Genomic DNA, 13,778 nt, shown 5'->3' with positions numbered 1-13,778 from the left:
GAGATCGAGAGTGGCGACGACACGACCGCCCGCGCACAGGACGTCGACTGGGACACCCTCCAGCGGATCCAGTTGCGAATCGCCGGCGAAACCGAGAACGGCGCACGAGTTCTCTACGACGTGACCCACAAGCCGCCGGCGGCCTTCGAGTACGAGTCCCGGGCGGCGTTCGGATTTCGTTTGCCGGGGTGGCGACGCCCGAAACGTGAGACACAAGCCCCCGGGTATCGTCGGTGTCGGTATGAACGCAGTTTTCGCGGGGAGCGACACGGAAGGGCTGGCCGACGAGTTGCGCGAGCGCGGGGCGACGGTGGCCGTCGTCGACGGCGTCGCCGACCGGCCGGCCCTCGAAGACGCCGGCGTCCACGACGCGGATCTCTTCGTCCTGACCGACGTCGGCCAGGCGACCTCGATCGTCGTCGCCAGAGACCTCAACCCCGACGTCCGGGTCGTCACGTACACCGACGACTCCCTGCCGGAGTTCGTCAGCGGCCAGCAGGTCCTCGGGATGGACCCCGCGCTGTTCGACGTCGAGACCGTCGCCGACGAACTGGCGAACGGCGCCGACGCCGACGCCGACGACTGAGCCCCGGGGCGGTTCTCCACGAAGCTTTTAGCCACTCGCAGAATAGTTGGAACGATGACTGATCCGTCCCCGATCGAGCGGTTCGCCGGTGCCCTCCCGGGAGCGCGGTCGGAAGTGCGCGTCTACCGCGACCGGCTGGAGTACGACTCCGGCGGGCTCGGTAGCCTCTTCCGGGGATCGAAGACCGTCGCGTACGAGGAGATCGACCTCGTCCTCCGCCGCGACGGACGACTCGACCGGCTGCTCGGCGCGGCGAGTTACGACCTGATCCGGTCGGGCGAGCCGACCGTCAGACTGCGCCACGTCGCCGACACCGACGGGGTGGAGCGGGCGCTCGACGGGCGCGTTCCGGGCCCGCACGAGCGTGTCGAGGCGATGGACGACGATGCTGCCCTGACGGAACTACAGCGCGAACGCGTCGCGTGGCGGCGCTGGCCCGACGAGGAACCGCTCCCCCGCTCGGCGGTGGTGACCGACTCCGAGCTGACGGCGGCCTACGGCGACACGGAGCGACCCGAACGCCCCGAAGTTTCCCGTCCGAGCGATTCGCGGCCCTCCGGCGTCACTGCCGCCGACTTCGAGAACGGGAACTTCCCCGGCGGGGGCGGGAGCGGCAGCGCCGACTTCACCGGCGGCTCCGCCCGCCACTCGCCGGGCCACGCCTCCAACGAGGGCGGCGCCGAGAGCAACGTCGGGAGCGACGGGGCCGGCGACATGGGCGATACCGGGTTGTGACGCCGACCCGTCTCCCGCGAGTCCCTCCTCGTCACTGCCGAACCGGCGCGGATTCTCGGGCGTGACCGAGGCTGGCGGCGAGGTCGGCGAACCGGTCCGCTCCGCCGCGTTCGAACGGAACGCCGTGGCCGATGGCAGCCACCTCGAAATTGGGGGACTCGTCGGCGAGGCGCCGAACGCTCGCGCGGTTGTGGTCGGTGTCGCTGGACAGGAACCACGGCGACGGTCGCAACTCCCCGTCGGACTCCATCGCGAGGTCGCCGAGCAGCGCGACACCCAGTTCCTCGCTGACGTAGGCGACGTGGCCCGGCGTGTGACCCGGCGTCTCGTACGCGGTGAAACTCCCGACGGTGTCGCCGTCGGCGAGCGGGACGACGTCGTTGTCCGGCGGCGTGTACAGCAGCCCCATCGCGCGCTGGAACCCGCCTTTGGGGAACCTGAGCGGTGGGCTGGTGCGACCGGCGACCAGCCCGGCGTCGCGCTGGCCGACGTAGATGGGCACGTCGAGCCCGTCGAAGCGGGCGAGGCCGCCGACGTGGTCGACGTCGAAGTGCGTGACGAACACCCGGTCGAGGTCGTCGAGGGCGAACCCCGCCTCGGCGACGGCGGTGACCACGTCGCCGCCCTGCCACGGCATTCCGGCGTCGACGAGCGTCAGATCGCCGCCGTCGTCGACGAGGTAGGCGTTGGTCCCGCGCAGATCGATCCACCAGACACCCTCGCGCAGTTGCGTGACCATGTGATCTGGTTCGACCGGAACACGGATAAACCGTCGTGGGACCGACAGACCGGAGCGCCACCGGGTCGGCCTACCGACCACCAGCATATTTTTGCGCGACCGCCGCGCCCGGTCCCCCATGCGAGCGGACGACACTCAGCCGGTCCACGAGCGAGTCGCCGACGAGGCACGCGAGCACTTCGACGGCGACGACACCGGCCACGACATGGCTCACGCCTGGCGCGTCTATCGACTGGGCCGTCGCCTCGCCGAGCGCGAGAGCGCGAATTTCGCCGTCGTCGGCGCCGCTGCGCTGGTCCACGACCTGCACCGGCTACGCGGCGACGGGTTCACCCACCCGCGCGAGACGCTCTCCGCGGTCCGGGAGATCCTCGCCGCCGCCGACTTCCCGGAAGACTCGCGGGAGGCGGTCTGTCACTGCGTCGCTCACCACGAAGAGTACGACTTCGCCGAGACGACCGACCTCGACCACGTCCCGACTGCCGAGGAGCGGGTCCTGCGGGACGCTGACAACCTCGACGCGCTCGGCGCGGTCGGGATCGGGCGGGCGTTCACCTTCGGTGCTCACCACGGTCAGGGGATGTACGACCCCGACCGCGAGGTGCGCGAGACGTACGACCGGAGCGGCCGCGACAACACGGTGATCCAGCACGCCCGCGAGAAACTGCTGCGCCTGCCCGACGCGATGGAGACCGACGCCGGGCGCGAACTCGCCGCCGAGCGTGCGTCCTTCGTCGAGGAGTTCGTCGAGCGGTTCGAAGCGGAGTGGCGCGGAGAGAAGTAGACCCGTTCGATCGGTGCGCCACACGACCCCGCTATCGCTCGATCGTCGCGTCCAGTCGGAGGTCCCGCGAGGAGCGACCCACGGAGACGACGTGCTCGCCCGCGTCGACCGTCCAGCCGTCGGACTCGTCGTACCGGCCGAACGCCCGCTCGTCGAGGTCGACGGCGACTCGGCGGGACTCGCCGGGGTCGAGCGCGAGTGCGACGAAACCACCGAGTTCCCGCGGTGGGCGATCGAGGTCGTCCGGCGCCTCCGGGGAGTCGACGTACGCCTGTACGACCTCTCGACCCGATCGCTCGCCCGTGTTCTCGACGGTGACTTCGACCGTCGCCTCGTCGACGGCCTCGGCGTCGCTGTACTCGAATTCGGTGTAGGACTGACCGTGCCCGAACGGGTACGTCGGGTCGGCGTCGGTCGCGTCGAAGTGGCGGTAGCCGACGAGCAGTCCCTCCTCGTAGTGGACTTCACCGTCGACGCCGGGGAACCGCCGCTCGGTGTTGGCCGGGTACTCCTCTTCGGGTGCGAAGGTGACGGGGAGCCGCCCGCCGGGGTCGCTGTCGCCGTAGAGGACGGCCGCGGCGGCGTCGCCGTGGGCCTGCCCGGGGTACCAGCCCGCGACGACCGCCGCCACGTCCTCGCGCCAGGGCGTCTCGACCGGCCCGCTCGTGTTGAGCACGACGACCGTGCGGTCGTTCGCCGCGGCGACCGCCTCGATCAGTTCGTCCTGCTCGCCGGGGAGCGCGAGCGTCTCCCGGTCCGCGGCTTCGGTGGCCTGGTCGCGGACGAAGACGACCGCGACGTCGGCGTCTTCGGCGGCCGCGACGGCGTCGTCCATCGACACGTCGGGACCTTCGTCTTCAGTGTCCTCACCGCCGCCGAACCCGTCGAACAGCGAGATGTCCTCGATCCGCGGGGCGCCGTGGGCGACCGAGACGTCTCCGTCCGCGCGGGCCTCGATCCCCTCGACGGGGGTCGTCTCCGTGAACGGCGTCGTCTCCGAGGAACCACCACCGCCGGTGATGGCGTCGTCGACGTTCGGGCCGATCACCGCAATATCCGCGTCGTCTTCGAGCGGCAGAGCGCCGTCGTTCTCCAGCAGGACGGTCCCGCGGACGGCGATCCGCTCGGCCAGTTCCCGGTGTTCCGGCGTGTCGATTGCGCCCTCGTCGTCGCGAGTTCCGCCCAGCAGCCCGTGTCGATCCAGCTGGGTCAGGAACCGCTCGACCATGTCGTCGAGCCGCGACTCGGGCACGTCGCCGGCCTCGACGGCGTCGGCGAGGTCCTCGCGGAACAGGCCGCCGCTCCGGGGATCGGGCATCCCGTCGGCGTAGTCGAAGCCGCTGGGGTCGAACTCGTCGCCGGGCATCCCCATCGACTCGAACAGCTCCCGGGCGGAGATGCCGGGCATCTGCAGGTCGAGGCCGCCGTTGGCGGCGTCGACGACGCTTTCGGTCCCGAACCAGTCGGACATCACGGCCCCGTCGAAACCCCACTCCTCTTTGAGTACCTCGGTCAGCAGGTGCTCGTGTTCGCTCATGTAGGTCCCGTTGACGCGGTTGTACGCCGACATCACGGCGCCGGCGCCCGCCTCGACCGCGTCGCGGAAGCCCGGGAGGTACAGTTCCCGGAGGACGCGCTCGTCGACCTCGGCGCTGACCGAGGCGCGGGCCGTCTCCTGGTTGTTCGCGGCGAAGTGCTTCGGCGTCGCGATCACGTCTTCGGACTCGATCCCCTCGACGACGCCGGCCGCGAACCGGCCGGTGACGACGGGGTCCTCGGCGTAGTACTCGAAGTTGCGCCCGCAGTGGGGCACCCGGACGAGGTTGAGCCCCGGTCCGAGGAGCACGTCCTGATTCCGTGCGGTCGCCTCGCGGCCGAGCGCCGCGCCGAACTCGCGGGCGAGGTCGGTATCGAACGACGCCGCCAGCGCCATCGGCGCCGGGAACGCCGTCGCCGGCTCGTCCGTTCGGACGCCGAGCGGACCGTCCGAGAGCCTGACCGCCGGGAGGTCGAGTCGCTCGATTCCGGGGACGAAGCCCGTCGCCGTCCCGTCCGTATCGGCCGCGCCGTGGGTGAGCGAAACCTTCTCGTCGAGCGTGAGGCCGTCGAGCAGGTCGCTGACTCGCTTCGAGGTCATTGATTGGACGTTCAGTCAGCACGGTCTTAACCGTTGCGCCGGCCTCCGTCTCCGCCGAGAGTCGTTGCGTACAGGAAATGGAGACGGGGATCGAGGAGACAGGGGAAAAAGGGGTGGAACGGTGCGGAGTGAGGGGGCGGAGTGGGACGGAGTGGAGGGTAGGGTGGGAGAATGGGGAGAGCGGTTCCGCGGCGAATTCGGGGGTCGGTCTTCGACGGAGGGATAGGGAGGGGTGGGGAGGAGCGGCCGAACGACGCCCGTCTACGTGAGGCGGATCAGTGTTCGAGGATGGCGCCGCCGGAGCCGACGGCGATTTCGGGGTCGCTCCGCAGGAGGACGGCCTTCAGGTTCTGGCCGGCCGGAGTGGTCTGGGGCTTCCACTCCTCGCTCTCGCGGTCGTAGACGTTGCCGCCGCCGCCGACGGTGAGACCGTCGTCACCGTCGACTTCGACGTCGCGCAGGCCCGCGTCGCCGGTGTCGGTGGGCGTCCACTCGACGCCGTCCCAGTGGAAGATCATCCCGCCGCCGCCGGATACCCAGACGTCGTCGGCGCCGTCGGAGTCGACGCCGTAGAAGTTGACGTTGGCGTCGGCGAGACCGACCTTGTCCCACGTCGAGCCGTCCTGCGTGTGGAAGACGGACTTGTTGCCGTCGACGATGTGGCCCTTGCGGTCGTCGTAGAAGTCGACGGCGTTGATTGCCGAGCCCGATCCGGGCGTGACGTAGTCCCACGTCTGGCCGGCGCCGTTCTCGAAGCTGTAGTACAGCTTCCCGGAGTCGCCGGCGACGTAGACGTTGGCCTCGCCCGCTTCGCCCGTGACGGCCACGTCGTTGAAGTTGTTCGTCACGTCCATCGGCGCGGAGTGGTCGTTCAGGTTGCCCGTCGTCACGTCGTACTCGCCGATGGAGCCCGAGGAACCGACGAACCAGAGGCGCTTGCCGTCGTCGGTCACGTCCGCGCCGTAGAGGTTGTTGCCGTTGCCCGTCGGACCGCCGTCGAGGATCTTCTTCCATCCCTTCGCCGTCCGCTCGAGGACCACGCCGGCGTCTCCCACAGCGTACGCGCCGGCGGACGTCTCCTCGACGTCGGAGAGCGTTCCGCCGACGGGTGACTTGACCGCGGTCCACTCCGAGTCGGTTTCGGCCGCAGACGCGACCGAAGGGAGGGCCGCCGCACCGAGCGCTGCGCCAGTCGCTTTCAGCACGCTTCGTCGGGTCGCGTTGCGTTCGGACATTGCATCCGGTCGATGCGACGGCTTGCACTTAATTGGGACAAGCGTTTGGACAGATTTAACGCCGTTTTACGGCCTGAAACGCCGAAATTCTGCTGTGTCCATCTGCCGAAACGACGGATTCGACATAGAAGTAACACGACGGCCAATCCGGATTAACCGACGTAAAACGCCGAAAGGTTGAAGTGGTAAAACGAACCGCCGGACAGCGGTGGGGTGCGTGCCGAATACGTTCGCCCCCTTGCCCGGATCGACTACCCGATTATTGGGGTATCGATGGCGGGCGGCGCTCGGAACGGAGCCGGCCGGCCTTCAGGAACCGACGGCAGCGTTCAGTCGTCGCGGCGCGCCAGCGAGACGAGGTGGGCCATCTCCTCGACGATCAGTTCCTCGGTGCCCAGTCTGGCGGCGGCCTCGCTGCCGGGCAGGCAGAACACGGCGACGCCTTCGACCATCCCAGCGGTCGCTCGCGAGGCGATGGCCCGCGTCCCGACCTCCTCGTAGGAGAGGATCCGGAACAGCTCGCCGAAGCCCGGGAGTTCGCGGTCGAAGAGCGGGCGGGCCGCCTCGACGGTCACGTCGTCGGGCGTGACTCCCGTCCCGCCGGTCGTGACGACCACGTCCACGTCGTCGCGACCGGTAAGGTGCAACAGGGCGTTCTGGACGCCGTCGAGGTCGTCCCGGAGGATCTCCCGGGTGACGACCTCGTGTTCGGTCGCCTCGATGGCCGCCTCGACGACGTCACCGCTCGGGTCGTCTTCCCGCGTGCGCGTAGACGACACCGTCACGACGGCGACGCCGAGAAGGTCGACGTCCGCCGCGTGCGTGTGCTCGTGGTCGTGGGCACCCGCCTGCTGAATGCGGCCGTGGCCGTGCGTATTCGTCTCGGCGCGGTCGCGTTCGGCAGTGTGAGCCTGCCCGTGGTCCTGCTCGGTTGCGTGGGACTGTCCGTGGTCCTGTTCGGCCGCGGGTGACTGCCCGTGGCTGTCTTCCGTCGTCTGGGCGTGCCCCGCGTCGTGTGTCTCCCCACGTGACCCGGTATCGTGGCCGTGTTCTGCGGGATGATCCTGCTGGTCTTGCTCGCGGCGCTCCGCGGCCTCGGCGGAGTCCGACCTCGCCGCGGCGGAACTCCCGCCGGTCGCACTCGCCGACTCGGAATCTGTCTCTCCGGCGTCCGCGAGTGGGTCGGCGTCGGTATCGTCTGCAAGCGGGTCGGCGTCGGTATCGTCCGCGAGCGGGTCGGCGTCGCTGTCCTCGGACTCGTCCGACGGACCGGGATCGGAACTCGACGGGGCGAGCGGGTCGGTGCCCGATTCGACCCGTGCGGCAGCGCCGGGGTCGTCGCCGCCATCCCCCTCTGACGGCGCGAGCGGGTCCGAATCCGGCGCTGCCGGGCCGTCGTCCGTCCCGGAGCGCTCCGCTTCGGTGTCTCCGACCGGTGAACCCCCCGACTCCGGAGCGGTCGCCGAGTCGTCGATGTCGACCTCGTCGGTCGCGTCGCCTACCGCTGGCTCTCCGGATTCGACGCCGTCCCCCGCTTGCTCGTCCGCTTGCCCCTGTTCGTCCGGTGGTGCCTGTTCGTCGGCGTCCCCCTGTCCGTCGGCCCCCTCGGTGGACTCGTCCGGCGCGGAGTCCGGTGTCTCCTCGTCCTCGTCGTCCTCGTCGTCACCGTACCCCCTGCTGGTGTCGCGGGACTGGAAATCGACCATGGGATCGATACCCGTCAGCGGACCAAAAAGGCCAGCATGCCCGCCGGGTCCCGCCGGGCGATGCGGTCGGCGTCCACCGACAGCGTTCGCCACAGTTTTGCACGCTGCGCCAGTGGTTCGAGGCATGCACGCTGTCCAGTTCGCGGACCACGGCGACCGCGGCGTCGTCGAGTACGCCGAGCGGCCCGACCCCTCCGCGGGACGCGGCGAGGTGCTCGTCGACGTGAAGGCGGGCGCGTTGAACCACCTCGACGTGTGGACGCGCCGCGGTCTCCCCGGCGTGGACCTCGACCTCCCGCACGTCCCCGGGAGCGACGCCGCCGGGGTCGTCGAGTCGGTCGGCGAGGGCGTGACGCGGTTCGAACCCGGCGACCGCGTCGCCGTCTCCGCGGGTGTCAGTTGCGGCGACTGCGAGTTCTGCCGCGACGGCGAGCCCTCCCAGTGCGTCGACTACCACATCATCGGCGAGCACGTCCCCGGCGTCCACGCCGAGTACGCCGCCGTCCCGGAGGACAACCTCGTCGCCGTCCCCGAGGGCGTCGACTGGGCGACCGCCGCCGCCGCGCCGCTGGTCTTCGGGACCGCGTGGCGGATGCTCCTGACGCGCGCCGACCTCCGCGCCGGCGAGTCCGTCCTCGTCCTCGGCGCGTCGGGCGGCGTCGGCCACGCCGCCGTCCAGATCGCCGACTTCGCGGGCGCGGAAGTGTTCGCCACCGCCAGCACCGAGGAGAAACTCGAGTTCGCCCGGGAGATCGGTGCCGACCACGCGATCAACTACGAGGAAGTCGACTTCGCCGAGGAGATCCGTGAGCTGACCGACGGCCGCGGGGTCGACGTCGTCGCCGACCACGTCGCCGGGGAGACGTGGGACGACTCGCTGAAGACCCTCGCCAAGGGCGGCCGGCTGGTCACCTGCGGCGCGACCGACGGCGCCCGCCCGCAGACGAACGTCAACCGGCTGTTCTGGAACCAGCTATCCGTCCTCGGCTCGACGATGGCGACGCCCGGTGAACTCGACGACGCGCTCGCGAAGGTGTGGGACGATACCTTCGAGGTGCGCGTCCGCGAGCGACTGCCGATGAGCGAGACCGCCCGCGCACACGAACTGCTCGAATCCCGCGAGGGCTTCGGAAAGGTCGTCGTCGTCCCGGACAGTGAGTACGATGAGTGACGCGACCGACGACGGCAAGACGGTCCAGGTGAACCCCGACACGGCGGGCTACGACGTGCCCGACCCGGAGGACAAAGAGTTCGGCGCACGTGGCTGGCTGCTCGTCCTGACGCTGGTCGTCACGCTCATCGTGATCCCCTGGTCGATCATCGCGCTCCCGGCCGCCGACGGCGTCCTCGAATCGCTCCCGCTCGGATGGCGCGACGCCTACCTCACGCTGCCGCTCATTCCGGCCCTGTTCCTGGGCGCCATCGGCGCGTGGACCGCCGTGGCCAACCGCCGGCAGTGACCCCGAACGAGCCATCGAGCGCCTCACGGACCGACTCGGCGGGACCCACGCCGACACGCCCGTCGATCCAATTCTGATAGCCGGCCACGTAGACTTATTTCGGGGCATCAACAACTCCCGGCCACACCGATGGCGACGTCGACGCTCACGCCGCTCCTGTTGCTCGGGGCAATCCTGGGAAGCGGCGTCGCCGCATTCGTCTGGACGTTCCGCGACGCGCCGGGGGCGAAGCCGCTCGCGGCGTTCGTCGTCGCCGGCAGCGTCTTCTCGCTCGCGCAGGGCGTCTCGCTCGCGTCGCCGGGACTCGAGGCCAAGCTCTTCTGGACGAACGTCGCGGCGACCGTCTCGACGGCGCTCCCGCTGACCTGGCTGGCCACGGTCCTGATCTACGCCGAGAGCGACCGCGCCGTGCGCGGCCGAACGCTCGCGATAATGCTCGTCGAACCGGTCGTATTCGGCGTACTCGTCTGGACCAACGCCGACCACGCGCTCGTCTGGACGGACCGCTACATCTCCTTCGCCGGCGGGTCGCCCGTCCTCGTCACCGAACTCGGCCTCGCCATGTTCGCGCACTTCTCCTACTCGCTGCTGCTCGCCGCCGTCGGCTGTCTGGAACTGCTCCGGGTGACCGTCAGGACGGACGGCTTCTTCCGCAGCCAGGGGACCGCACTCATCGCCGCGGTCTTCGTTTCCGTCGCTACAGCCGTCCTCACCGTCTACGGCGCCTTCCCGGAGCAGTACGACGTCAGCGGTATGGGGTTCGTCTTCACGGGCCTCGTCATGACCGCCGTGCTCTTCCGCGGGCGACTCCTCTCGATCACGCCCGCGACGCGACAGCTCGGCCGGGAAGCCGTCATCGACGAGATGGACGACCGGATCGTCATCCTCAACGACGACGACCGGATCGTCGACGTCAACCCCGCCGCCGTCCGCCTGCTCGACGTCGACCCCGACGCGGTCGTGGGCGCGCCGCTCGAGCGGGTCGCCGGCGAACTCGCCGACGTCATCGACGCCCCCGAGTCGGGACAGGCCGAACTCACGCTCGACGGCGCCGACGGCCGCCGCTACTACGACGTGCGCGTCTCGCCGCTGTACCGGAGTTACGGCGGCCTCGCCGGCCGCGTCGTCAGCATCCGCGACGTGACCGGTCGCCGCCAGCACGAACAGCGCCTCGACGTGCTCAACCGCGTCCTCCGGCACAATCTCCGCAACGAGTTGAACGTCGTCCGCGGCAACGCCGAACTGCTCCGCCGGGACGTGGACCGACTCGACCCCGACGTCGAACGGCGGATCGACCGCATCGAGGGGACGGTCGACACCGTCTCCGCCCGCAGCGAGAAGATCGGACAGGTCTCGCGGGCGCTCGACCGCGACTGTGATGGGACGCTCGACGCGGCGGCCCGACTGGAGGAACTCGCCGAGGTCATCGAAGGTCGGTATCAGGGAGTGACGGTCGATATCCGCGTCCCCGACGAACTGACCGTCGTCGGCGGCCCATCGCTGGAGCGGGCGTTCGAGGAACTCCTCGAGAACGCCGCCGAACACGGCGGCGACAGCCCGACCGTGGACGTGACCGCCACTCGGACCGACGGCAGGTTCGCGACGGTCCGCGTCGAAGACGACGGCCCGGGGATCGACCGACAGGAGCGCGTCGTCATCGAGGAAGAGCGGGAGACCCCGCTCGAACACGGTAGCGGCGTCGGCCTCTGGCTGGTCAACTGGGTCGTCCACGAGTGCGGCGGCGACATCGAGTTCGCCGAGACCGACGACGGGACCGCCGTCGTCGTCACGCTGCCCGACGCGGACGCCGAGGGCGGGTTCGGGTCCGCCGACCGATCCGCGGACGACTCCGCGGCGGAGACGGAGCGTTCGCACGGACTGAGCGCTGACGACTGAGGATCGGCGTCACAGAAGGGATTTTTCGGCCAGAATCGGGCCGCCGACTCACTCGAAGTCGCGGCGCATCGCGATCTCGAACCAGGGGCAGAGTCGCAGTTGGCGGTACCACCGCGGGTGCTCGTAGAGGCGCTCGTACGGTACCCACATGATGCCGCCGACTTCCTCGGGGTCGGGGTCGAGCGACGTGTCCAGCAGCGTCGCCTTCAGCACCGCGCAGACCTCGTGTTCGACGCCCTCGTCCATGTAGTAGCGCTTGTACTCGAAGCGGTCGGTCACGCGGAGGTCGTCGTACTGGTCGGGCGTGACGCCCAGTTCCTCTTCGAGGCGCTGGCGGGTCGCCTCGATCTGCGTCTGGCCCTGCACCGGGTGGGAGGCGACCGTGCCGTCCCAGTAGGTGTCCCAGAGGCGCTTTTTCGGGCTGCGCTGGGCGAGCAGGATGCGGTCGTCCTCGTCGAACAGCAGCGAGGTGAACGCCCGGTGGCGGCGTCCGTCGCCGGTGTGGGCGTCGAGTCGGTTGACCAGTCCCTGCTCCTCGTCGTTCTCGTCGACGGCGATCACCGACTGCTCGGCGTTCTCGTGGTACTCTTCGTCGGCACCGGCGCCCGAGGCGTCCTCGGGACCGCCGGACGCCCCCGCGTCCTCCGAACTCATGGGACTCACAACGGACAGCGGGTTCAAACAGTCTTCGACTCGACGTGAGCTGTCCCGTCGGCTCTCGTTTACTGGCCCGGCCACGCGGGCGGCGCCGGTTCGTAGGCCTCGCCGACGCGGAACTGCATCGCGCCCTCGCGGACGGTCGCGTCGAGTTCGCGGCGCGCTTCGATCTCCCCGTCGAGGCTGAACTCCATGGGTCTGTCCATCGCTGCGACGGTGAGTTCGTCCGTGGTGAGCCGCGTGACGTGCGACGGGTTCCGGTCGAGCAACCGGCCGAGCGCGCCGTCGGCGAGGTAATCGATCGCCGGCGCTTCCTCGACGATGACGGCTTCGAGTTTCCCGTCTTCGAGGTTCGCCTGCCCCCGGCCGCTGCCGAGGAACCGCCGCCCGTTACCGATGAGCAAGACGATGGCTTCGCCCGTCCACAGCGGATCGTGGGACTTGCCGACCCGGATGTCGAGGGCGGACCCCTCGTAGTCTCTGGCGTCCGCCAGCGTCTGCAGCGCGTAGGCGAGCGAGCCGATGCGGGCCTTCGTGCCGTCGTCTGTGTCCTCGCTGGCCTGGGCGATCAGCCCGCCCATACAGGAGTTGACGAAGATCCGGTCGTCCGCGACACCGAGATCCAGCCGCCGGAGGTCGCCCTCTGTGGCGACGTCGAACGCCTGTTCGACGGTCTCGACGCCGATGTTCAGCGCGAAGTTGTTGCCGGTGCCCGCGGGGACGACGCCGATCTCCACGTCGTCGAGCGCGTCGGCGTCGTCGACGCCGCGGACGACTTCGTTCACCGTCCCGTCGCCGCCGCAGGCGAGGACCTGGTCGGCTTCGGCCGCGGCAGCGCGAGAGAGCGTGACAGCCTCGCCCGACTCGGTGCTGTGGCGGACCTCGATCCCGAGCGCCTCGGCGCGTTTTCGCGCCGTTTCAGCGTCCGTCCCGTTGCCGCTCTCGGGGTTCCGGACCATCACGCGGTGCATGTCTGTACACGGGGCGGCAGGTCTTTACGCGTGTCGCCCCTTGCTAGCACGTGTTCGCCGTCGACCTGCACCTCCACACGCGACCGTTCCACAACCCACGCGGTGCTCCGACGGCCTTCGATCCCTACGGCGCGAAGCTGATGGCTGCGACGGCGCGCAACCGGGGGCTCGACGGACTCGCGCTCACGAACCACGACTACGCCGTCCCGTACCGCAACGGCGACCCGGTGTTCGTCCCGGGCATCGAAGTGACGACCCAGCACGGACACGTCCTCGTCGTGGGGCCCGATCCGCCCCGCCGAACCCACGACCAGAAGCCCCACCCGGCAGCCGTCGTCGAAGACGCCCACGACCGCGGCTGTGCGGCCATCATCGCCCACCCGTTCCGCGACAGCACCGTGATGGAAGTCGACGCGCCGTTCGACGCCGTCGAGATCAACGGGAAACATCCCGAGCGGAAGCCGAACGTCGACGCTATCGCCGAGGAACGTGGGATCCCAGTGGTCGGCGGGAGCGACGCGCACTTCCCGTTCGAACTCGGGCGCGTCCACACGCTGGTCGACGCCGAGAAGCTCACGCCCGAGAGTCTCGTCGCGGCGATCCGCGACGGCCGCGTCAGGCCCGGCCGGCGGACGTATCTCACCGACAGGGTGTTGCTCCCGATGTACGACGCGATCCACGACGTCCGCGACTTCGCACAGCGGACGGTCCCGAGTTGAAAAGCCGTCTCCGAACCCTCACCCGACGCGTTCGTCGAGGATCAGCCTCATCGACGAATCCTCGTTGTGCGTCGGTTCGCGGCGACGAGCCGCTCACCCGACGCGTTCGTCGAGGATCAGCCTCATCGACGAATCCTCGTTGTGCGTCGGTTC

Annotated in this window: 13 protein-coding genes and 1 pseudogene; 8 read left to right on the top strand and 6 right to left on the bottom strand. The window is 69.8% G+C overall.

The genetic code is table 11. The annotated features are described in order from the left end of the window. Positions 1-6: 6 nt before the first annotated feature. The 3 genes and pseudogenes from AB2U09_RS16195 to AB2U09_RS16185 all read left to right on the top strand — a co-directional run. A pseudogene (locus AB2U09_RS16195) lies at positions 7-156 on the top strand (GMP synthase (glutamine-hydrolyzing)); the annotation flags it as partial. A gap of 85 nt (positions 157-241) precedes the next feature. Continuing rightward, complete coding sequence (locus tag AB2U09_RS16190; RefSeq protein WP_459193775.1) at positions 242-586, top strand: DUF7126 family protein; 345 nt, start codon at positions 242-244, stop codon at positions 584-586. A 54-nt stretch (positions 587-640) separates the two neighbouring features. Beyond that, on the top strand, positions 641-1,321 hold the full coding sequence (locus AB2U09_RS16185) for a hypothetical protein (RefSeq protein ID WP_459193774.1): 681 nt from the start codon (positions 641-643) through the stop codon (positions 1,319-1,321). 31 nt (positions 1,322-1,352) lie between these two features. On the opposite strand, the gene AB2U09_RS16180 is transcribed toward AB2U09_RS16185, so the two are convergent. Then, positions 1,353-2,060: an MBL fold metallo-hydrolase gene (locus tag AB2U09_RS16180; RefSeq protein ID WP_459193773.1), complete on the bottom strand. Its 708-nt coding sequence runs from the start codon at positions 2,058-2,060 to the stop codon at positions 1,353-1,355. Positions 2,061-2,178: 118 nt separating this feature from the next. Here AB2U09_RS16180 and AB2U09_RS16175 point away from each other — a divergent pair, with 118 nt between their 5' ends. Then, complete coding sequence (locus AB2U09_RS16175) at positions 2,179-2,844, top strand: HD domain-containing protein (protein ID WP_459193772.1); 666 nt, start codon at positions 2,179-2,181, stop codon at positions 2,842-2,844. 31 nt (positions 2,845-2,875) lie between these two features. Here AB2U09_RS16175 and AB2U09_RS16170 read toward each other — a convergent pair whose 3' ends face one another. From AB2U09_RS16170 to AB2U09_RS16160, 3 genes are all read right to left on the bottom strand, one after another. Further along, positions 2,876-4,981 (bottom strand): beta-glucosidase, encoded by a 2,106-nt coding sequence (locus AB2U09_RS16170; RefSeq protein ID WP_459193771.1) that lies wholly within the window; start codon positions 4,979-4,981, stop codon positions 2,876-2,878. Between the two features lie 275 nt (positions 4,982-5,256). Then, positions 5,257-6,216, bottom strand: a complete 960-nt coding sequence (locus AB2U09_RS16165; RefSeq protein WP_459193770.1) for a WD40/YVTN/BNR-like repeat-containing protein — start codon at positions 6,214-6,216, stop codon at positions 5,257-5,259. Positions 6,217-6,545: 329 nt separating this feature from the next. Next, positions 6,546-7,922 carry a MogA/MoaB family molybdenum cofactor biosynthesis protein gene (locus AB2U09_RS16160; RefSeq protein ID WP_459193769.1) on the bottom strand — a complete coding sequence of 459 codons (1,377 nt, stop codon included), beginning with the start codon at positions 7,920-7,922 and terminating at the stop codon, positions 6,546-6,548. 124 nt (positions 7,923-8,046) lie between these two features. Here AB2U09_RS16160 and AB2U09_RS16155 point away from each other — a divergent pair, with 124 nt between their 5' ends. From AB2U09_RS16155 to AB2U09_RS16145, 3 genes are all read left to right on the top strand, one after another. Continuing rightward, on the top strand, positions 8,047-9,093 hold the full coding sequence (locus tag AB2U09_RS16155) for a zinc-binding dehydrogenase (RefSeq protein WP_459193768.1): 1,047 nt from the start codon (positions 8,047-8,049) through the stop codon (positions 9,091-9,093). Continuing rightward, complete coding sequence (locus AB2U09_RS16150) at positions 9,086-9,382, top strand: DUF7977 family protein (RefSeq protein WP_459193767.1); 297 nt, start codon at positions 9,086-9,088, stop codon at positions 9,380-9,382. The genes AB2U09_RS16155 and AB2U09_RS16150 overlap by 8 nt, the downstream gene beginning before the upstream one ends. A gap of 129 nt (positions 9,383-9,511) precedes the next feature. Continuing rightward, complete coding sequence (locus AB2U09_RS16145) at positions 9,512-11,278, top strand: sensor histidine kinase (RefSeq protein WP_459193766.1); 1,767 nt, start codon at positions 9,512-9,514, stop codon at positions 11,276-11,278. Between the two features lie 48 nt (positions 11,279-11,326). On the opposite strand, the gene AB2U09_RS16140 is transcribed toward AB2U09_RS16145, so the two are convergent. Beyond that, positions 11,327-11,932 (bottom strand): NUDIX hydrolase, encoded by a 606-nt coding sequence (locus AB2U09_RS16140; protein WP_459193765.1) that lies wholly within the window; start codon positions 11,930-11,932, stop codon positions 11,327-11,329. 68 nt (positions 11,933-12,000) lie between these two features. Further along, positions 12,001-12,906, bottom strand: a complete 906-nt coding sequence (locus AB2U09_RS16135; RefSeq protein ID WP_459193764.1) for a diacylglycerol/lipid kinase family protein — start codon at positions 12,904-12,906, stop codon at positions 12,001-12,003. A gap of 50 nt (positions 12,907-12,956) precedes the next feature. On the opposite strand from AB2U09_RS16135, the gene AB2U09_RS16130 reads away from it, so the two are divergent. Next, positions 12,957-13,625, top strand: coding sequence for a CehA/McbA family metallohydrolase (locus AB2U09_RS16130; protein ID WP_459193763.1), 669 nt, complete (start codon positions 12,957-12,959; stop codon positions 13,623-13,625). Positions 13,626-13,778: the final 153 nt, after the last annotated feature.

It is taken from the genome of Halosimplex yunnanense, from assembly GCF_054504345.1.
This window is presented reverse-complemented; position numbering and strand designations above follow the sequence as displayed.